An 18,879-nucleotide genomic window follows, 5' to 3' on the forward strand; every position below is an offset into this window, starting at 1 on the left:
TTCATGAGAATTCGCCTCTTCCTCAGAGACCTGCCGCCAAACGGTTGGCGCCGGGTTCCCTCCCCGCGCTCTATCGGCGAATTCTCAGGATGAGGATGAAGGCCTGACACAGAGGGAAATGCTGGCGTTCCCTAACCCGCCCGGCGGGCCTCCGCAAGCCGTGCGGCGTAGCGGGCCATCAGATCGACCTCGAGGTTGAGCCTGTCGCCCTCCCTGCGCTCGCCCCAGGTGGTCACCGCGAGCGTGTGCGGGATGATGAGTACGGAGAAGACATCCCCATCCACCGAATTGACGGTCAGCGACGTGCCGTCAAGGCATACCGAGCCCTTCTCAGCAATGAAGGGCGCAAGATCGGTCGGAGCCTTGATGACGAAGCGGGCGGTAGGCCCCCAGGGATTGTCCCCGGCGGTGATCGCCTCCCGCGCGACGATGGTGGCAAGACCGTCCACGTGGCCGGTGACGATATGGCCGCCGAGCTCGTCGCCGATCTTGAGCGAGCGTTCCAGGTTGATTCTCGTTCCGGCCTTCCATTCGCCGACCGTCGTGCGTTCGAGCGTTTCCGCCGCCGCATCCACGTCGAACCAGCAGCCGTCCTCGCGAGGACCGAACGCCACCACGGTCAGGCACGGCCCGCCGCAGGCGATGGAGGCCCCGAGCGCGATGGTCGCGGGATCGTAGGAGGCGTGGATGCGCAGGCGTTTCAGGGTGCCCTGCGTCCCTTCCGCGGACACGACCTCGCCGACATCGGTGACGATACCCGTAAACATCAGGGCTTCTCCCAGAACATGAAAAGATCGGAGCCGACCTGCTCGTCGGCGTAAAGATCGAGGACGTCCATGCGGTCCTGGAGCGCGAGCCCGAGGGCGGGCACGTCGCCCTGACCGCGTGCGGAGCGCCCGGTGATGAGGATCAGCTCGTCAATGAGATCGGCCTGGGCCAGCGCATCCGCCAGCCCCGGACCGCCCTCGCAGAACACGCGGGTGAGGCCGCGCGTGCCGAGGAGGGCCAGAGCCTCCTGGAGCGACACCTGCCCTCCCTCAACCGAGACCCGCAGCACCTCCACTCCCTGCGCGGCCAGCGCCCGCTCCGCCTCGACGGGCGCGGCGACCGTGGTGACGATCCAGGTCGGGATCTCGCTGGCTCCTGCGACGATGCGAGCCGTCACGGGAGTCCGCAGGTGCGAGTCGAGCACGATGCGAATGGGCGAGCGGCTCTCGAGACCGGGCAGGCGCACATTGAGCAGCGGATCGTCTGCCAGAACGGTTCCCACGCCGACCATGACGGCGTCCGCATGAGCCCGCATGAGGTGCACTTTCCCGTTGGCGATCTCGCCCGTGATCATCAGGCGCGGTCCCTGGCGCGATCCCGCCAGCCCTTCCGTCGTGCGGGCGAGCTTCACCGTGACGGCGGGCCGCCCCTTCGTGACGCGGGTGATGTGCCCGCGATGGGCCCGGCGGGCCAGAGGCTCCAGGCAACCTGCCACCACCTCGATTCCGGCGGCCCGCAGGCGGGCGTAACCGAGCCCGGCGACCCGGGAATCCGGGTCCCCGATCGCCGAAACCACGCGGCCGATGCCCGCCTCCACCACCGCATCCGCACAGGGCGGCGTTCTGCCGTGGTGGGAGCACGGCTCCAGGGAAACGTAGAGAGTCGCGCCCTTCGCCCGTTCACCCGCTGCGGCGAGCGCCACACGCTCGGCGTGCGGGCGGCCGCCCGGCTGAGTGACCCCTTGCGCGATGATGACGGGAGCGCCGCCGCTCTCGTCTACGACGACCGAGCCCACCGAGGGATTGGGCCAGGTTCGGCCGAGGTTGCGCTCGCCGAGCGCGATGGCAAGGCGCATCAGGCGCTCGTCCCGGCCGTTTCTCGCGGAGGCCCGATCCTGTACGCTGGTGGAACTCATCACTCGGACTGCGCGGGCTTCTTCTTCAGCCGCGGAGCATCCTCCGGCTCTTCCGCCAGTTTGCCAAGAATCTCCTCGAAGTCCTTGGCTTCACGGAAATTCTTGTAGACGGAAGCGAAGCGGACATAGGCCACGTCGTCGAGGGCTTTGAGCCCTTCCATCACGAGTTCGCCCACGGTCTCGCTGGGCACCTCGCCGTCGCCCATGCTCTCGAGCTGGCGCACGATGCCGTTGATCATGCGCTCGACGCGCTCGGGATCCACCGAGCGCTTGCGCAAGGCCACTTCCACCGACTGCTGGAGCTTGTCGCGATCGAAGGGAACGCGCCTCCCTGAACGCTTCACCACCGTGAGCTCGCGCAGCTGAACGCGCTCGAAAGTCGTGAAGCGGCCACCGCAATCCGGGCAGATGCGGCGGCGGCGGATGGAGGAGGAATCGTCCGTCGGCCGGGAATCCTTCACCTGGGTGTCGAGACTCCCGCAATAGGGACAGCGCATCTTTCGATCCGAATTTTAAGCGTAGATCGGGAAGCGGCGGGTCAGCTCATGGACACGGGCCTTGACCGACTCCTCGACCGCGGCATTGGCTTCCGCGCCATGCTTTGCAAGACCGTCGAGCGTCTCGACGATCAGCTCGCCGACCTTCCGGAACTCGGCCGCGCCGAACCCGCGCGAGGTGGCGGCGGGGGTGCCGAGACGAATGCCGGAAGTGACCATCGGCTTTTCGGGATCGAAGGGCACGCCGTTCTTGTTGCAGGTGATGTGCGCACGGCCCAGAGCGGCCTCGGCGGCCTTGCCGGTGAGCTTCTTCGGGCGCAGGTCCACGAGCATCAGGTGGTTGTCCGTGCCACCGGCGACGATGGCATAGCCGCCCGCAAGCATGGTGTCGGCGAGCACCTTGGCGTTCTCGACGACGGAATGGGCATAGAGCTTGAACTCGGGGCGCAGCGCCTCCCCGAAGGCGACGGCCTTGGCGGCGATCACATGCATGAGCGGGCCGCCCTGGAGGCCGGGGAAGATGGCGGAGTTGATCTTCTTCGCCAGATCCTCGTCGTTGGTGAGGATCATCCCGCCGCGCGGGCCGCGCAGGGTCTTGTGGGTGGTGGTGGTGACCACGTGGGCATGGGGGAACGGCGACGGATGCGCGCCGCCGGCCACGAGGCCCGCGAAATGCGCGATGTCGACCATGAAGAAGGCCCCGATCTCGTCCGCGATCTCGCGGAAGCGGGCGAAGTCCCAGAACCGCGAATAGGCCGAGCCGCCGGCCACGATCACCTTCGGCTTGTGCTCCCGGGCAAGGCGAGCGACCTCGTCCATGTCGATGATCTGGTCGTCCTCGCGGACCTTGTAGCTCACCACGTTGAACCACTTGCCGGACATGTTCACCGGCGAGCCGTGGGTCAGGTGGCCGCCGCAGGCGAGATCGAGCCCCATGAAGGTGTCGCCGGGCTTCATGAGCGCCATGAACACGGCCTGGTTGGCCTGGGAGCCGGAATTGGGCTGCACGTTGGCGAACCTGCAGTCGAAGAGGCGCTTGGCGCGCTCGATGGCGAGTTCCTCGGCCATGTCCACGAACTGGCAGCCGCCATAGTAGCGGCGGCCCGGATAGCCTTCCGCGTACTTGTTGGTCATCACCGACCCTTGCGCCTCCAGCACGGCGCGGGACACGATGTTCTCGGAAGCGATCAGCTCGATCTCGTCACGCTGGCGGCCGAGTTCGAGCCCGATGGCGCGGGCGATCTCGGGATCGCTCTCGGCGAGGCCGGCCGAGAAAAAGCTGTTGGACAGGTGACTTCTTGCTGCTTCGCTCGCGCTCATGATCGTTCTCGCCTTGCTGTGAGCCCCGCCTGAAAGGTGCTCAATTCCCCGATGACCCAGGCCTTTATCATGTGCAGCCCGAGCGCGCCAAGCCACTGTGGAGACATGTTGATCCGACCGCTGAAAGGCAACACCCGCAAGAGTGTGGTCTATCGGCTCCACCAGGCATCTTCATCGTTATATGAATTCGTGGGCGGGCGTCTGGCTTGAGGCACACGCTGGACCAGATGGTCGACGAAGGCCCGATCGACTTCCACCTCTGGGCTCCCGAAGCAATCTTGCTGAGGATCGGTCAGCACCAAGCAAAACTCAGTGTGCGGTGGCAAATCGATCCACCACTCGTCCATGAGCATCCCGCGTGTTCCGATGCTGAGCACGAGAACGCTGGCGTTTCAGAGGGCTTTGATCGCTCGGTTGTGAAGGGCGGAGCGCGACCACGATATGATGCTCGGAAACTCAGGCCTTTATGGAATGGAACGAACGCAAGTACGGGTTTGTTACGTTCTACAACCTGCACTATCGCCGGCGCGTCAGGATCAATATCTGTTATAGGGGCTTTATAGACAGTAAATCGACCTCGCATATCATCATCACATTCAAGCATGATGACGTGTTTTTCAGAGTCACAATTGTACGCAAATAAAATTATTATCAGCAATACCAGGAGAGTTAACGGAAAACGCCAAAGCGAGACACGAGAATAGCCTATACGCTAACTAAGATCCTCTTCCGAACACTCGCACTAATAAAAAAGGTGGAGTTCAGAAACTCCACCTTAAGGTTCATACTCGAAACAACATTGCAAGAATTTAGTTCTGGAGGAACATTTCCTCGTCCGGCTCGGTCGGGGTGCGGCTGGCCACCGGGATGGCGCTGCCCAGACCGTCCTTGTTGTAGATGTCGTCCCGGAACTGCACGAGCCCGTCCGGGGTCGCCCAGGCGGTCATGTAGATCCAGTGGATCGGAACCGGCTGGGCGAGGCGCGCGTCGATGCGCTCGCCGGACTTGAAGGTCGCGTCGATCTGCTCCCGGGTCCAGCCGGGGGTGTCCTTCAGGAGCCACTCGATGTAGTCGCGAACGTTCTGCACGCGGATGCAGCCCGAGGAGACGAAGCGGAAATCGTCCCCGAAAATGCCCTTCGAGGGCGTATCGTGCATGTACACCCCGTGCTGGTTCGGGATGTTGATGCGCACGAAGCCCATGGAGTTGAGCTCGCCGCCCGGGTCCTGGCGGAAGCGGTAACGGGTCGCCTCGTCCGAGAACCAGTTCACCTGGGACGGCGGGATCTCCTGGTCGCCTTTGAAGATGCGGATCTTGTTGTCCGTCAGGTAGTTCGGCTCCTTCTGCATCTTCGGGATCAGGTCCTTCTTGATGATAGAAGCGGGCACGGTCCAGTAGGGGTTGAAGTTCACTTCCACCACCTTGGAGCTCAGGAGCGGCGATTGACGATCGATCTTGCCGACGCCGGCGGCGTGGCGGGTGTGGACCACACCCGCCTCCACCGTCTCGACAAGCGCGGCAGGGATGTTGGCGACCACGTAACGGTTGGGCAGACCGCCCGCCACGAGGCTGCGCAGTCGGCCCAGGTTGATCTCGAGCTGACGGATGCGGACATCCACCGGCACGTTCATCGCGGTCACGGTCGCGGCCGTCATGGTCCCCGTGGAGCTGATGCCGTGGCGAGCCTGGAAGCGGCGTACTCCCGCCTCCACGTAAGAATCGTAGATCGGGGATTCGCCCGCTGCCGGATCGAGATCCCCAGTGATGATCAGGCGCTGGCGCAGTGCTACAACCGCAGGGCTCTTGGAGCCAACGCGCAGACCCTGCACGCCCTGGACCGGCAGCCACCCGCCGCGGGCGGCGATGTTGCGGTAGTACTCGATCATCTGCTCCGTGGCGGCCAGGGATTCCTGGGAGAGCATCGGGGTCGAGGTCCGCTGCACGCGAGTGCGGGACACGGCCTCGTAGTTCTGCGACCACTCGGCCTGCCTCTGGGCCATGGCGACGGAGGCAGGCGTGAGGACAAGGGCTAGCGATCCTGTCAGGAGGGCACGGCGAGACAACATGAGCGCAGGCTCTTCTCGGTTAAGGTGGCTCGGCAACGGGACGTGTCAGGACAATCGCCCGGACACCCCCGCTCCCGGCCGAAACTGCCGGGATTGGATTAAGGAACTGTATCGAAAACGAAAAACATCGGGGCCGTTTTATGGCAGATCGGTCCCCGCTGCCGCCTTCGACTCCGGATACCGTAACATCCTGCGATGTAACAGTGAACTGTGTTCTTGAGGATACACTTCCCTGTGAGAGGCCCGATCCTCAATGTCGCCTCTGGATCCTGCCGCGGCGAGGCCGCGAAACCTGCTAGCAATGGGCGCTTTCCCTCATTCTTCCTGCGCCGCGAGCCAGGAAACGGCGATATAGACCGCCACGAGGGTCAGGAAGAATACGATCGTCATCGGGCCGCTGGTGACGATGCCCGGAAAGAAGGCCGCGAGAATCAGGTGGCTCATGACCGCCAGCAGCCACATGATCCCGCCCCAGGTACTGGCCATCCAGAGTCCCACTGCGGCAATGAGATCAATCAGCGCGAAGTAGATGATCGTCGCCTGATAACCTGTCGACCGGGCCTCGAACTGCCCAATGGGCGTCCAGATGCCCAGGATGACGGACCAGGAGCTGAGGCCCTTCATGATCCAGACGATGGCAAGAACCCGCATGAACCAGGTGAGAACGAAGCCCCAGCGCATGGAGGTGGGGGCCGGCTGGCGCTCCTCGATCCGGTCCGAGAGATAATCCATACCTGCATCCTGCGGCGTACCGTGATTGCCGTTGCGGGACATCAGGCGGTCTCCAGTTCATGCGGGCCCAGGTCGGCAAAATAACGGTCGACGGCCTCGCGCGTCACGGCCTCGAGGGTAGCAGGCTCCCAGCGAGGCTGATTGTCCTTGTCGATCAGAACCGCGCGCACGCCCTCGAAAAAGTCCTTGCCGTCGCCGATCCGCGAAACGATGCGGAATTCCGTTCTCATGGCTTCCTCGAAGTCGAGGGACGCTCCCCGGCGCACCTGCTCGAAGGCGATGCTCATGCTCGTCGGCGATTTCTTCCGCATTCCGGCAGCGGTCCTCCCGGCGAATTCAGATCCCTTGCCCGCTGCCTCATCGAGATGCCTGAGGACGGCTGGCACGTTCTCGGCGGCAAAGCAGGAATCGATTACCGAGCGCTCGGCGCTCAGGGGGGCGGGACCCGGATCGACCGATGCCTGCGCCAGCGCCTCCTCGACCGGTGCGCCCTCGATCAGGGCTTGGCGCAGAGGCACCATGCCCGCGCTTGCAACCGCATGGGTGGCAAGGCCCAGCGCCAGCGCATCCGCCCACTTCACCCGCTCGCCCGTCAGCGCGAGATACATGCCCGCCTGCCCCGGGAGGCGCGGAAGGGCATAGGTTGCACCCACATCGGGGAAGAAGCCGATGCCGACCTCCGGCATCGCGAAGAGGTAGCGCTCGCCCGCAACCCTGTGGGAGCCATGCAGAGATACGCCCACGCCGCCGCCCATGACGATGCCGTCGATGAGGGAAACGTACGGTTTGGCATAGCGCTTGATGAGGATGTTGAGCTGGTACTCCTCCCGCCAGAAGGCGAGGGCCTCGTCGCGCTTGCCGGCCTGTAGAAGTTCAGTCAGACGCCGGATGTCGCCCCCGGCGCAGAATGCCTTTTCGCCCGCCCCCTCGACGATGATGCGGGTGACCTGCGGATCCCTGGCCCAGCCGTCGAGAGCGCGGCGCATCTCGCGGACCATGGCAAGGGTCAAGGCATTGAGCGCACGCGGGCGGTTGAGGGTGATGACACCGGCTGCCCCCTGCTTCTCGCAAATGACTTCCGCGCTCTCGTCCATGGATCGCTTCCCCTTAAAAGCCTGCCCGCGATTAAACAGGGCCCAGGATTACCGTCAATGCATGGCAGACCTGTCTGGCTTCACACGCAGGAATGTGGCGGATGCGACGCCGAATCCTTTTTTAGAGTGATTTAAATGTGCTACCCGTCATCCGACGCGCTGGCGCATCGAAGCCGGCGCCGGATGAGGATTATGTCGAAACTGTCGCCGCTCCCCCGCCCCGCAGCTCAGGAATCCGCTTCTTCCCTGAATCTGTCTCACCGCCCGCGACGCAATCGCAAGGCCGAGTGGTCCAGGCGGCTGGTGCGAGAAAACGTGCTCACGACAAGCGATCTGATCTGGCCGCTTTTCGTGGTCGAGGGCGCAAGCGGACGTCATCCGGTCGTCTCCATGCCGGGGGTGGAACGCCTGACCATCGGCGAGGTGGTGAAAGAAGCCGAGCGCGCCGCCGCCCTCGGCATCCCGGCCATCGCCCTCTTCCCCTATACCGATCCGGCCCTGCGGGACCCGAAGGGCTCAGAATCGCTCAACGGCGGAAACCTGGTTAACCGCGCCGTGCGCGAGATCAAGCGTGCCGTCCCCGGGATCGGCGTGATCACGGATGTGGCCCTTGATCCCTATACCAGCCACGGACATGACGGCGTGATGGACGGCGACCGGATCCTCAACGACGAGACGGTGGCCCTGCTCGCGAAGCAGGCCGTTCTCCAGGCGGAGGCGGGCTCCGACATCATCGCTCCCTCGGACATGATGGACGGTCGCGTGGGCGCGATCCGCGCCGCGCTCGACGAGGCCGGATTCCAGGACGTGCAGATCATGGCCTATGCGGCGAAATACGCCTCGGCCTTCTATGGCCCATTCCGCGACGCCATCGGCACCAGTGCCACGCTGGTCGGCGACAAGCGAACCTATCAGATGGATCCAGCCAATACGGACGAGGCCATGCGCGAGGTCGCCCTCGACCTCGACGAGGGCGCGGACATGATCATGGTCAAGCCCGGAATGCCCTATCTCGACATCGTGCACCGGGTGAAGGAGACCTTCGCCGTCCCGACCTTCGCCTATCAGGTATCGGGCGAATACGCGATGATCCAGGGCGCTGCCGACAACGGCTGGATCGACGGTGAGCGCGCCGTGATGGAAAGCCTGCTCGCCTTCAAGCGGGCTGGCGCCGACGGCATTCTGACCTATTTCGCGCCGCGCGTCGCGGAGAGGCTGAAGGCCCAAGCCTGACGTGCAAGGCCGCAGATGAGAGGGGCAGGTTTCCTCGAGGCGTGGCGTTCGATCGCCGGTCTTGCGGGCCTGTTCCTTCTCGCCGCCTGCGGATTGGCCATCGACGCGGATCAGGCGCGCGTGTGCCGCTCCACCCTTCCCGCGCTCAACGCCGGCGCGACGATCACCGTCCAACGGATCCAGGCCGGTCCTGCCGCCCGCAGCCTGACTGTTCTCTATTCGGCGCAGTACCCGGATCGCCCCCCTCTCGACCGATATGCCACCTGCACCTTCGCCGCCGAGGGCCTTTCCTTCAAGAAAGCGGAACTGGTCGGACTTGCCACTGAGGAAGGACCCGTCTCGGGCGCGAGCCTCTACCTACTCAAGCAATACTATATGGAAACGCCCGAGGGCATCGCCGCCGATCCGGGCAATCCGCCCCATGCGAGCGTGGTCGAGATACCGGCCGGCTTCGCCTATTGGCTGCAGCAGATACTCGTCAGTCTTCCACGCACTGCGATCTATGCCCTTCTTTCCGTCGCCTTCGCGCTCGTTTTCGGCCTGAGCGGACGGATCAATCCGGCTTTCGGGGAACTGGCGGCGGCCGGATCGGCCGCAACGGTAGCGGGGGCCGCCATTGTCCTGGTCTCCGGTTTGAACTCGCCGCTCGCCGGCATCTGTGCGGGCTTGGCTGCCGCAGTATTCGCGGGCGCGATGCACGGCGCCGTCGGGGGACACTTCACCATCAGCCGCATCCAGGCCGCCAGTCCCCAGCCGAGTCTCATCGCGACGGTCGGCCTGTCGCTCGTGCTGATGGAATACCTGCGCCTCGTGCAGAGCCCTGTGACGGTCTGGCTTCCGCCGATCTGGTCCGCAGCCTGGCCTTTGGCGCGCTCTAACGATTTTCTGGTCAGTCTCACACCGATCAGCCTCGTCACGGCGGGTCTCGGGCTGACGGCCTCCCTTGCTCTCCTGTGGCTGATGAAGGCAACGGGATTCGGACGGGCATGGCGGGCGGTTGCGGACGATTCGCGTGCCGCGGCCATGATGGGCGTCAACGGCCCTCGCCTCCTCACCCAGACGCTGGCACTCGCGGGAGGCATGGCAGGGCTCTCGGGCATGCTGATCGTCGTGCAGTATGGAGGTTTGGGCTTTTCCGGCGGCTTCCAGTACGGCCTCAAGGCCCTGATCGGCGCGATCATCGGCGGCATCGGCTCGATACCCGGAGCCTTGTTAGGAGGTTTCATTATTGGATTGTTCGAAACCGTCTGGTCGGCTTATCTACCCATCGAAGGGCGGGACATGGCGCTTTACGCCGCGCTCGTCGTCTTCCTGATCTTCCGCCCGGGCGGATTGCTGGGGCTTCAGGAGGCGACGCCAAGACCCGTCTAGGGAACTATTTCAGGATAAAACGGAGGAAGCCTTGGCCGAACATGCCATCACCCTTCAGGACGTGGAGCGCGCGGCCCGCACGATTCAGGGCCAGGTCCTTCGCACTCCGCTCGTGCCCGCGCCGCGCCTTTCCCAGATCACCGGGGCGAGCGTCTGCGTGAAGCACGAGAACATGCAGCCGACAGGCTCCTTCAAGGAACGGGGCGCCGCGAACAAGCTGGAAAGCCTGACCTCTGAGGAGCGTCAGCGTGGAGTGATCGCCATGTCTGCGGGCAACCACGCGCAAGCCGTCGCCTATCATGCCCGCCGCCTCGGCATCCCGGCCGTCATCGTCATGCCGGAGAGCGCGCCTCTGGTGAAGGCGGAGAACACCCGCTCCTATGGCGCGCGCGTGGTGCTTTTCGGAGAGACGCTCTATGAATCCGCCGCCAGGGCGCGCGAGATCGCCGCGGCTGAGGGCCTCGTCTTCGTCCATCCCTACGACGATCCCAGGGTCATGGCCGGCCAGGGCACGATCGCCTTGGAAATGCTCGCGGACGCTCCCGATCTCGACCAGATTGTGGTTCCCATCGGCGGCGGCGGCCTGATCTCGGGAATCGCAATAGCCGCGAAGGCCCTGAAGCCTTCCATCGAGATCATCGGCGTGGAAGCGGCGCTCTATCCCTCCTTTACCAACGCGATTCGGGGCGAGGACCGGCCGATCGGCGGCGCGACCCTGGCCGAGGGCATCGCCGTGAAGACGGTTGGGCAACTACCGCTGCCCGTCGTGCGCGATCTCGTTTCGGACATCATCCTCGTCGAGGAACCGCTGATCGAACGGGCGGTCAATGCCTATGCCACCCTCCAGCGCACCATGGCCGAGGGCGCGGGTGCTGCGGGCCTTGCCGCGATGCTGGCCGAGCCGGATCGATTCAAGAGCAAACAGGTCGGCCTGGTGCTCTGCGGCGGCAACATCGACGCGCGCATCCTCGCCTCGGTGATGGTGCGGGAACTGGAGCGGGACGACCGGATCGCCTCCTTCCGCATCACCTCCCATGACAGACCCGGCCTCCTGGGCCGGGTGGCCAGCCTTCTCGGGGATCTTGGCGCCAACATCCTCGAGGTATCCCACGGGCGGTTGTTCCTCGACGTACCCGCCAAGGGGGTTTCCATCGACATCACTATCGAAACGCGCGACAGACAACATACATTTGAGGTATTCGAGGCTCTGAAGGCGGAGGGCCTGGCGCCGCAGCGGATCGACTCCCGCTGTCTATCGGAGACCGCCTATTGAGGATGAAGACATGGTCAACCGGCCCTACCCGTCAACCGTCGACTACAGCGCGTTTCAGGTGGACAGCCGCTTGACCGACGGCGTCATAGCCCGCCGGTTCTGGGCCTATCTCATTGACCTGCTCGTCGTCGCGCTCTGGGTGGTGCTGATCTCCATCGGCATCTTCTTCCTGGGGCTCATCACCCTGGGGCTGGGCTGGGGCCTGTTTTTTGCGCTGCCCCTTACCGCCCTGATCTTCATCGTCTACAACGCGGTCACCATCGGCGGCCCCAACCAGGCTACCGTGGGAATGCGCACCATGGGCCTTCGCGTGGTCGATCCGTCGACCGGGCGGCGGGTCTCCATGCTCGCGGCCGCGGTACACGCGCTGTTCTTCTACGTCGCCATCTCAACCTTCCTGCTCTGGGCCTGCGACGTGCTCGTGGGCTTCATCCGCAACGACGGCCGCTTCATCCGCGATCTGCTCACGGGAATGCTGATCATCCGGAGCGAATAACAAGACTGCGACTCATCCGCTCTTTTCCTGGACGGCGCGGGCACCAATGTTATCCTTGAAGCGTTGATTCAGCGCTCAAGGTTTCTCCACAAGGCTTCCCGGCTTGACGAGTCACTCCCGCGACACACCGCAATTTTATCTCACCTCTCCCTCTGCCTGCCCCTATCTGCCAGGCAAGGAGGAGCGGAAAGTTTTCACCCACATCGTCGGACGACGCGGGCGCGAGCTGAATGAGATCCTCACGCAGGGCGGCTTCCGCCGCTCGCAAACGATCGCCTACAGGCCCGCCTGCGACACCTGCCGCGCCTGCGTGTCCGTGCGCGTCCTCGTCGACGAATTCGAGCCGTCCGGGAACTTGAAGCGGGTTATCAGGAGCAATGCTGACCTGATCGGCAACGAGATCCCAAACCGTCCAAGTTCGGAGCAATATTCCCTGTTCCGCCGCTACGTCGATGCTCGCCATGCCGATGGCGGCATGGCCGACATGACGGTCCTCGACTACTCCATGATGGTCGAGGACAGTCACGTAGACACGCTGCTGATCGAATACCGCCGGCGCGGGATCGACAGCGGCATCACCGGAAGGGGCGAAGGCGGTCTCATCGCTGTCGCTCTCACGGACGTGATGAGCGACGGCCTGTCGATGGTCTATTCCTTCTATGATCCGGAACATCAGGCCCGGAGTCCGGGAACCTTCATGATTCTCGACCACATTCGCCGTGCGAAAGCGATGGGACTGCCATATCTCTATCTCGGCTACTGGGTCGAAGGCTCGAAGAAGATGGGGTACAAGGCTCGCTTCACACCTCAGGAGCGACTGAGCGCCCATGGCTGGGTGCGAGCGGGATAACCGGAGTCCGGCGTTCCTTGACCCGAAGCAGGAACAACATCCTCGGCTCCTCGTTCGTTGCGTAACTCCCCGCAGCGAAGGACCGCGCGATGGCGAAAATTCTCGTTCTTTATTACTCGTCTTACGGGCATGTCGAAACGATGGCCCGGGCCATTGCGGATGGCGCGCGTTCCGTGCCCGGCACCGAAGTGACTATCAAACGCGTTCCCGAGCTCGTACCGGAGGAGATTGCGCGCAAGTCCGGTATGAAGGTCGACCAGGATGCGCCTATTGCGAATCCGAACGAACTCGCGGACTACGACGCCATCGTCTTCGGGACCCCTACGCGCTACGGCAACATGGCGGCGCAGATGCGCAACTTTCTGGATCAGACCGGCGGGCTCTGGGTGAAAGGCGCGCTGGTGGGCAAAGTGGGCAGCGTCTTCGCCTCGACGGCCACGCAGCACGGCGGCCAGGAGACGACGATCACCTCTTTCCACACGACATTGCTCCATCATGGCATGATCATCGTGGGCCTGCCCTATTCCTATCCCGGTCAGTCGAAGATGGACGAGATATCAGGAGGCACGCCCTATGGCGCGACGACGCTCGCGGGCAGTGACGGCTCACGCCAGCCTAGTGAGAACGAGCTGGAGGGCGCCCGCTTCCAGGGACGGCACGTGGCCGAGATCGCCGCCAGGCTGGAGCGCGGCGCGGGAGAGCGAGGCCCCGTACCGCCTGACATGCAGAACCCGACGGAGACGACGGGCGGAACGGCGGATCAATCGTGAAACCCTTCATCCCGCGCAGAAGACAAGGGGATCAAGAACCATTTCGAACGGCGCAGAGCTTTCAACACGCGGATGGCCGGGGCGAGCCCGGCCATGACGAGAAGGAAGTTCCTCATACCCTTCGGATTGGCCGATAGAGTCCGGAACGGCGGCTGCCCCTGTCTCACTCGCCGAACTTGTTGGACTTCGGGAAGCCCTTCGGCGGCAGGCGGCCTGCTTCGGTGCGGTCCCCCAGCCAGTCGCGCAGGTCTTCCTTCGCCACTGTCCAGGTGCGGCCCGACGTGTCCCTCCAGGTGAGCCCCTCCTTCAGCGTGAAGACCTTGGCATCGGAAACGCCGCCGTCCTTGTAGCGCTGGAGGCGAACCCCCTTGCCGCGAGTCATCTCGGGAATCTGCTTCACGGGGAAGATCAGGAGCTTCCGGTTCTCCCCGATGATTGCGACATGATCGCCCTGAGCGTCGGCACAGACCACCATTTTAGCCGGCGCATCGAGGTTGAGGATCTGTTTGCCCTTGCGTGTATTCGCCGTGACGTCGTCGGCCGGTACGATGAAGCCACGCCCATCCGATCCCACCACGAGGAGCTTCGAGCCAGATTTGTACGGGAAGGCCGAGATGAAATCCGCCCCTTCTTCGAGATCGACCATGAGGCGGATCGGATCGCCGAAGCCTCGGCCACCCGGAAGCTTCGATGCATCGAGCGTGAAGAAGCGCCCGTTATCCGCCACCACGATGATCTTGGACGTGGTTTCGGCGAAGAAGGCCGTCCTGAGCTTGTCGTCGCCCCTGAACTGCAGCGAGGAGAGATCCTCCTGGTGCCCCTTCATGGCACGGACCCACCCCTTCTCGGAGACGATGACCGTGATCGGCTCCCGCTCGATCATGGCTTCAGCAAAGTCGATGTCGGAGGTATCCGGCGCCTCGGCGAAGGTGGTACGGCGCTTGCCGAGTGCGGTATCGGGACCGAAGGTCTTGCGAACCTCCTTGATATCGGCGGAGACGGCCTTCCACTGAATCTTTTCGGAGCCGAGCAGTTCCTCGATCTTGGCCTTTTCGTCCTGCAGGTTCTTCTGCTCGCGCTTGAGCTCCATCTCTTCGAGCTTGCGGAGCGAGCGCAGGCGCGTGTCCAAGATGGCGTTCGCCTGAACCTCGGTAAGCTTGAAGACGCGCATCAACTCGGCCTTTGGCTCATCCTCCTCGCGGATGATCTTGATCACCCGGTCGAGGTCGAGATAGACGATGAGCAGGCCGCCGAGGATCTCCAAGCGGCGATCGATCGCGGCCAAGCGGAAGGTCGAGCGGCGGATCAGCACCTCGCGGCGATGGTCGAGCCACTCGCGCAGGCACTCCGCCAGGCTCAAGACCTTCGGCACCTTGCCGCCGGCGAGAACGTTCACGTTCATCGGGATGCGGCTTTCGAGCTCAGTCAGCTTGAACAACGATTCCATGAGGATGATCGGGTCGACGGTCTTCGCGCGTGGCTCCAGGACAACGCGGATGTCCTCCGCCGATTCATCACGGATATCGGCCAGCAGCGGCAGCTTCTTGTCCTGCAGGAGTTCCGCAATCTTCTCGATCAGGCGAGATTTCGGCACGGAGTAAGGGATCTCGGTGACGACGATCTGCCAGTTGCCGCGCCCGAGATCCTCCTTGTGCCAGCGGGCGCGCACGCGGAAGGAGCCGCGACCCGTACTGTAAGTCTCGGCCATGGAAGCCGGGGTGTCGACGATGATTCCGCCCGTCGGCAGATCCGGGCCCTGCACGAACTGCATCAGCTGTTCTGTCGAAGCGTTGGGCTTCGATATGAGATGCAGAGCCGCGTCGCACAGCTCCGCCGCGTTGTGCGGTGGGATGGAGGTGGCCATGCCGACCGCGATACCCTGAGAGCCGTTGGCGAGCAGATTTGGGAAGGCGGCAGGCAAAACCACCGGCTCTTCATTGGCCTGATCGTAGGTTTCGCGGAAATCGACAGAATCCTCGTCGATTCCCTCCAGCAGAAGCCGCGCGACCTCCGTCAGCTTGGCCTCGGTGTAACGCATGGCGGCGGCGCCGTCGCCATCGATATTGCCGAAATTGCCCTGTCCGTCTGCGAGCGGATAGCGCTGGGCGAAGTCCTGCGCCATGCGCACCAGCGCGTCGTAGATCGACTGGTCGCCGTGCGGGTGGTACTGACCCATCACGTCGCCAACGATGCGGGCGCATTTCTTCGGCGCTGATTTCGGATCGAGCTTCAGGAGCCGCATTGCATGCAGGATGCGGCGGTGGACGGGCTTCAGACCGTCCCGCGCATCTGGCAGCGCACGGTGCATGATCGTGGAGAGCGCATAGGCCAGATAGCGCTCTTCCAGGGCGTCCTTGAGATTGATGTTCTCGATCCCGCCGCCAGAGGGTGGATTGACCGGCTTACCCATTACTCGAATTCCTCAACTGCGAATCGCTTCTTTATCACCTGAAATGAGAACATAACAGAAACAAACCTCATTCATCCCCAGCTGTCGCAAGTGCGACGAAACGCGCACGCTCCTCCGGCGCCCGCTGGCCCTGGGGCGCGAAGACGTTCTGATGCAGGAAGAAGTCCGTCAGCGCAAATCCGGCTCTGATCTCGCTCCCGCTGGGCCGGTTGGCCTTCGTCTGGCCGATCAGGAAGCCCGGGAGTTTCAGCAGCCGGTCCTTGTAGGGCTCCCCCGCAGCCGCGCTCACGGCCCGTCCGCTCCTGGGCGAGACATAGATGAGGTCTCTCGCGGTTCCCGTGGCCGCGCAGGAATCCAGATCCAGGCCGAAGCCGAGTTCCGCCAGCATCGCGAGTTCGAACCGCACGAAGAGCGCGGGCGCGAGATCCGGGTCGTCTAGGTGGTCCACCAGAACCGTCAAGGTTTCATAGAGGGCGAAATGCGGGTCTCGTTCTGGAACATAGCGCAGCAGGTGCGCCAGGGCGGAAAGGCCATAAAGCGCCAGGGACGATCCCATGAGGCGAGAGGCCCGCAGCTTGATGCCTTCCACGTGGAAGGTTCCCAGATGCTCGTCAAGCCGCGCCCGCCAGGTCGCCTGGACGGTATTACCGGGCTGGAGCACAGGCTGCAGGGCCTTGGAGCGCCCGCCGTGGACGAGACCGGAGTGGCGGCCGTGCTCGCGCGTCAGCAGCTCGAGGATGACACTCGTCTCGCCAAGTTTGCGGACGCCGAGAACGACGCCTTCATCGGTCCATTGCATCGGGTGCGGGTGCTTTCCTTGAGCCTTGCCAGCTGAGGCCCTGATATAAGCGCCAAACGGGCTTTTTTCCATATTTTACAAGAGCATCGGACAAATACGTTAAGATAATTTCCAAGCACTTTAGGGACCTCTCTCGGAACAAAATTGGCAGCTTGGCATTCTCGAACATCGAATTCTCCAAATGTGAATTGAGGATCATGAAGTTCCCGAACCTGCTCCTTGCGAGCACTGCCATTCCGCTGATGATGCTGTCGGCGAACGCCTCTGCAATCCAGCCGGGAGCCCCTGCCGTCACCGTGGCGCAGGCTGATACCGGCGATCGGCCCCAGCAGCCCCCGCGCGTCCGACCGAGGCCGGGAGGACAAGACGAGGACGGCGCCTCCGGCCCGACGCGACGCCAAGGTCGTACGGGGGCGGACGACGAAGATGGACCGCCGCGCCCACAGCGCGGTGGCGGAGAGGACGGCGGCTCAGACCAGCCCCGCAGGCCGCGCGCTGCCACCCCCGAGAGCGATGCCCCGACAGCCCCGCGCCAGCGCCAGGAGCGGAGAACCCAGGAGCCCCGCACCCAGGAGCCCCGCACCCAAGAGCAGCGCCAACCGGCAGAGCGGACAGCACCTGCCCGGCAGAACCAGGCCCCTGCGGAACGGACACGCACTCAGGAAGAGACCCCTCCTCGCCCCACGCGCCGGGAGCGTGACCAGCCGCAGCAAGAACGCCCCCGGGAGCAAGCTCCCGACAGGCCGACCCGTCCGCCGGCAGATACCCCAACCCCTCCCTTCACGGCTCCTGCCGAGCCAAGGTCGGCACCTGCCGTACCAAGCCCGACCGACAGGCAGCGACGGGAGCCTGAGCAGCGACGCGAGCAGGAGCGCGCCCGCCCCCCCTCCGAGCCGTCTCAACGCACCGCACCCGCGCCCGCACAGACTGCGCCTGCGCCCAGCACGCGATCCGCTCCGGATGCCCCGGCTCCGACGCAGACCGACCCCGCGCCTCGCGCTCAACCCACGGCGCCGGAACCGGCAGCGCCACAGCAGGCCGCTCCCCGGGAGGCTCGTCCCCTTGATGCGTCGCGGGTACGCATCGAAGATCTGCGCGGTCAGCGCCGCGAGCGCAGGGAGGGCGATCGCGTCATCATCGAAGAGCCCGGCAACCGCACGATCATCCGCGAAGGCAACACCGTCATCATCCGGCATGATGAAGCGGAGCGCTTCCGCCGCATCTACGGCGCGGACGACGTACGCGTAGAGCGCCGCGGCCAAGGCGAGGAAGTGACGATCGTCCGCCGCCCTGACGGATCGGAAATCGTTTCCGTCCGCGACGAATACGGCAATCTGATCCGCCGCATCCGGCGCGAGCCCGCAGGCCGGGAGGTCATTCTCATCGAGAACCGCCGCAGCGGCATCGGTGTGCGTCCGGGCTACGGTTATGTGGAGGAAGAGGTCCTAAGGCTTCCGCCGCCGGTGGTCCGCATCCCGCGCGAGGAATACATCGTCGAGACGGAACGCGCCTCCGAGGCCGACATCGTCGAAGCCTTCACGGCCCCACCGGTCGAGCGCATCGAACGTGCCTACACCCTCGACGAGGTCCGCCGCAGCCAGCCGCTGCGTGAGCGCATGCGCCGCGTGGATCTGGATACCATCAACTTCGAGTTCGGCTCCTGGGAGCTGCCGCCGGATCAGGTCGACGCCCTTCGGGTGATCGCCGACGGATTGCGGCAGGCCATCTCCCGCAATCCGAACGAGATCTTCCTGGTGGAAGGTCATACCGATGCGGTCGGCTCGGACGAGGACAACCTGACTCTCTCGGACCGTCGTGCGGAAACGGTGGCCACGATCCTCACACAGCAGTTCCAGATCCCTCCAGAAAACCTCACCACACAGGGTTATGGCGAGCAGTATCTGAAGGTGAACTCCCAGGGCCCCGAGGAGGAAAACCGCCGCGTTACCCTGCGCCGCATCACCCCGCTGCTGCAGGGACAAAACCAACAGTAACGCTGTACCACCCTCAAACAGGAGCGATCGCCCGGCAATGAACATGAATTGCCGGGCGATTTTTTATTGCG

At 64.1% G+C, this 18,879-nt stretch carries 16 protein-coding genes; 7 read left to right on the plus strand and 9 right to left on the minus strand.

The window, feature by feature from the left end; genetic code table 11:
* Positions 1 to 131 precede the first annotated feature (131 nt).
* The 7 genes from GR328_RS05955 to GR328_RS05985 form a co-directional block, all read right to left on the minus strand.
* Positions 132 to 767, minus strand: coding sequence for a riboflavin synthase (locus GR328_RS05955; RefSeq protein WP_160883607.1), 636 nt, complete (start codon positions 765 to 767; stop codon positions 132 to 134).
* Positions 767 to 1,903, minus strand: coding sequence for a bifunctional diaminohydroxyphosphoribosylaminopyrimidine deaminase/5-amino-6-(5-phosphoribosylamino)uracil reductase RibD (gene ribD / locus GR328_RS05960; protein ID WP_246215711.1), 1,137 nt, complete (start codon positions 1,901 to 1,903; stop codon positions 767 to 769). The genes GR328_RS05955 and ribD overlap by 1 nt, the downstream gene beginning before the upstream one ends.
* The gene (gene nrdR, locus GR328_RS05965; protein ID WP_160883608.1) at positions 1,903 to 2,400 is read right to left on the minus strand and encodes a transcriptional regulator NrdR; all 498 of its coding nucleotides are present in this window, start codon (positions 2,398 to 2,400) and stop codon (positions 1,903 to 1,905) included. Before nrdR ends, ribD begins: the two co-directional genes overlap by 1 nt.
* A 15-nt stretch (positions 2,401 to 2,415) precedes the next feature.
* Positions 2,416 to 3,720, minus strand: coding sequence for a serine hydroxymethyltransferase (gene glyA / locus GR328_RS05970; protein ID WP_160883609.1), 1,305 nt, complete (start codon positions 3,718 to 3,720; stop codon positions 2,416 to 2,418).
* Between the two features lie 809 nt (positions 3,721 to 4,529).
* Positions 4,530 to 5,786: a L,D-transpeptidase family protein gene (locus GR328_RS05975; RefSeq protein ID WP_160883610.1), complete on the minus strand. Its 1,257-nt coding sequence runs from the start codon at positions 5,784 to 5,786 to the stop codon at positions 4,530 to 4,532.
* A gap of 315 nt (positions 5,787 to 6,101) precedes the next feature.
* Entirely contained in the window at positions 6,102 to 6,560 is a 459-nt protein-coding gene (locus tag GR328_RS05980; RefSeq protein ID WP_160883611.1) for a DUF6163 family protein, read from the minus strand.
* Complete coding sequence (locus GR328_RS05985) at positions 6,560 to 7,612, minus strand: enoyl-CoA hydratase/isomerase family protein (RefSeq protein ID WP_160883612.1); 1,053 nt, start codon at positions 7,610 to 7,612, stop codon at positions 6,560 to 6,562. The genes GR328_RS05980 and GR328_RS05985 overlap by 1 nt, the downstream gene beginning before the upstream one ends.
* Positions 7,613 to 7,804: 192 nt before the next feature.
* Here GR328_RS05985 and hemB point away from each other — a divergent pair, with 192 nt between their 5' ends.
* From hemB to wrbA, 6 genes are all read left to right on the plus strand, one after another.
* On the plus strand, positions 7,805 to 8,845 hold the full coding sequence (gene hemB, locus GR328_RS05990) for a porphobilinogen synthase (RefSeq protein WP_160883613.1): 1,041 nt from the start codon (positions 7,805 to 7,807) through the stop codon (positions 8,843 to 8,845).
* 15 nt (positions 8,846 to 8,860) lie between these two features.
* Entirely contained in the window at positions 8,861 to 10,216 is a 1,356-nt protein-coding gene (locus GR328_RS05995) for a branched-chain amino acid ABC transporter permease (protein ID WP_160883614.1), read from the plus strand.
* 31 nt (positions 10,217 to 10,247) lie between these two features.
* Entirely contained in the window at positions 10,248 to 11,489 is a 1,242-nt protein-coding gene (locus GR328_RS06000) for a threonine ammonia-lyase (RefSeq protein WP_160883615.1), read from the plus strand.
* A gap of 10 nt (positions 11,490 to 11,499) precedes the next feature.
* Positions 11,500 to 11,985, plus strand: coding sequence for an RDD family protein (locus GR328_RS06005; RefSeq protein WP_160883616.1), 486 nt, complete (start codon positions 11,500 to 11,502; stop codon positions 11,983 to 11,985).
* A 103-nt stretch (positions 11,986 to 12,088) separates the two neighbouring features.
* Positions 12,089 to 12,835, plus strand: coding sequence for an arginyltransferase (locus GR328_RS06010; RefSeq protein ID WP_160883617.1), 747 nt, complete (start codon positions 12,089 to 12,091; stop codon positions 12,833 to 12,835).
* An 89-nt stretch (positions 12,836 to 12,924) separates the two neighbouring features.
* The gene (gene wrbA / locus GR328_RS06015; protein ID WP_160883618.1) at positions 12,925 to 13,605 is read left to right on the plus strand and encodes an NAD(P)H:quinone oxidoreductase; all 681 of its coding nucleotides are present in this window, start codon (positions 12,925 to 12,927) and stop codon (positions 13,603 to 13,605) included.
* A 163-nt stretch (positions 13,606 to 13,768) separates the two neighbouring features.
* Here the strand turns inward: wrbA and parC are convergent, their stop codons facing one another.
* Both parC and recO read right to left on the minus strand, forming a co-directional pair.
* On the minus strand, positions 13,769 to 16,015 hold the full coding sequence (gene parC, locus GR328_RS06020) for a DNA topoisomerase IV subunit A (protein WP_160883619.1): 2,247 nt from the start codon (positions 16,013 to 16,015) through the stop codon (positions 13,769 to 13,771).
* A gap of 67 nt (positions 16,016 to 16,082) precedes the next feature.
* Positions 16,083 to 16,814, minus strand: coding sequence for a DNA repair protein RecO (recO, locus tag GR328_RS06025; protein ID WP_160883620.1), 732 nt, complete (start codon positions 16,812 to 16,814; stop codon positions 16,083 to 16,085).
* A gap of 197 nt (positions 16,815 to 17,011) precedes the next feature.
* Between recO and GR328_RS27165 the strand changes: the two genes are divergently transcribed.
* Positions 17,012 to 18,808, plus strand: a complete 1,797-nt coding sequence (locus GR328_RS27165; protein ID WP_246215712.1) for an OmpA family protein — start codon at positions 17,012 to 17,014, stop codon at positions 18,806 to 18,808.
* Positions 18,809 to 18,879: the final 71 nt, after the last annotated feature.

This window comes from Microvirga makkahensis (assembly GCF_009830105.1).
Lineage (GTDB): Bacteria > Pseudomonadota > Alphaproteobacteria > Rhizobiales > Beijerinckiaceae > Microvirga > Microvirga makkahensis.

What these genes read in the sequence shown, in the direction of transcription:
- nrdR (WP_160883608.1), bottom strand. Translation starts at nt 2,400, where the DNA reads ATGCGCTGTCCCTATTGCGGGAGTCTCGACACCCAGGTGAAGGATTCC.
- GR328_RS05985 (WP_160883612.1), bottom strand. Translation starts at nt 7,612, where the DNA reads ATGGACGAGAGCGCGGAAGTCATTTGCGAGAAGCAGGGGGCAGCCGGT.
- GR328_RS05980 (WP_160883611.1), bottom strand. Translation starts at nt 6,560, where the DNA reads ATGTCCCGCAACGGCAATCACGGTACGCCGCAGGATGCAGGTATGGAT.
- GR328_RS05975 (WP_160883610.1), bottom strand. Translation starts at nt 5,786, where the DNA reads ATGTTGTCTCGCCGTGCCCTCCTGACAGGATCGCTAGCCCTTGTCCTC.
- GR328_RS27165 (WP_246215712.1), top strand. Translation starts at nt 17,012, where the DNA reads ATGAAGTTCCCGAACCTGCTCCTTGCGAGCACTGCCATTCCGCTGATG.
- glyA (WP_160883609.1), bottom strand. Translation starts at nt 3,720, where the DNA reads ATGAGCGCGAGCGAAGCAGCAAGAAGTCACCTGTCCAACAGCTTTTTC.
- wrbA (WP_160883618.1), top strand. Translation starts at nt 12,925, where the DNA reads ATGGCGAAAATTCTCGTTCTTTATTACTCGTCTTACGGGCATGTCGAA.
- hemB (WP_160883613.1), top strand. Translation starts at nt 7,805, where the DNA reads ATGTCGAAACTGTCGCCGCTCCCCCGCCCCGCAGCTCAGGAATCCGCT.
- parC (WP_160883619.1), bottom strand. Translation starts at nt 16,015, where the DNA reads ATGGGTAAGCCGGTCAATCCACCCTCTGGCGGCGGGATCGAGAACATC.
- ribD (WP_246215711.1), bottom strand. Translation starts at nt 1,903, where the DNA reads ATGAGTTCCACCAGCGTACAGGATCGGGCCTCCGCGAGAAACGGCCGG.
- GR328_RS05995 (WP_160883614.1), top strand. Translation starts at nt 8,861, where the DNA reads ATGAGAGGGGCAGGTTTCCTCGAGGCGTGGCGTTCGATCGCCGGTCTT.
- recO (WP_160883620.1), bottom strand. Translation starts at nt 16,814, where the DNA reads ATGCAATGGACCGATGAAGGCGTCGTTCTCGGCGTCCGCAAACTTGGC.
- GR328_RS05955 (WP_160883607.1), bottom strand. Translation starts at nt 767, where the DNA reads ATGTTTACGGGTATCGTCACCGATGTCGGCGAGGTCGTGTCCGCGGAA.
- GR328_RS06005 (WP_160883616.1), top strand. Translation starts at nt 11,500, where the DNA reads ATGGTCAACCGGCCCTACCCGTCAACCGTCGACTACAGCGCGTTTCAG.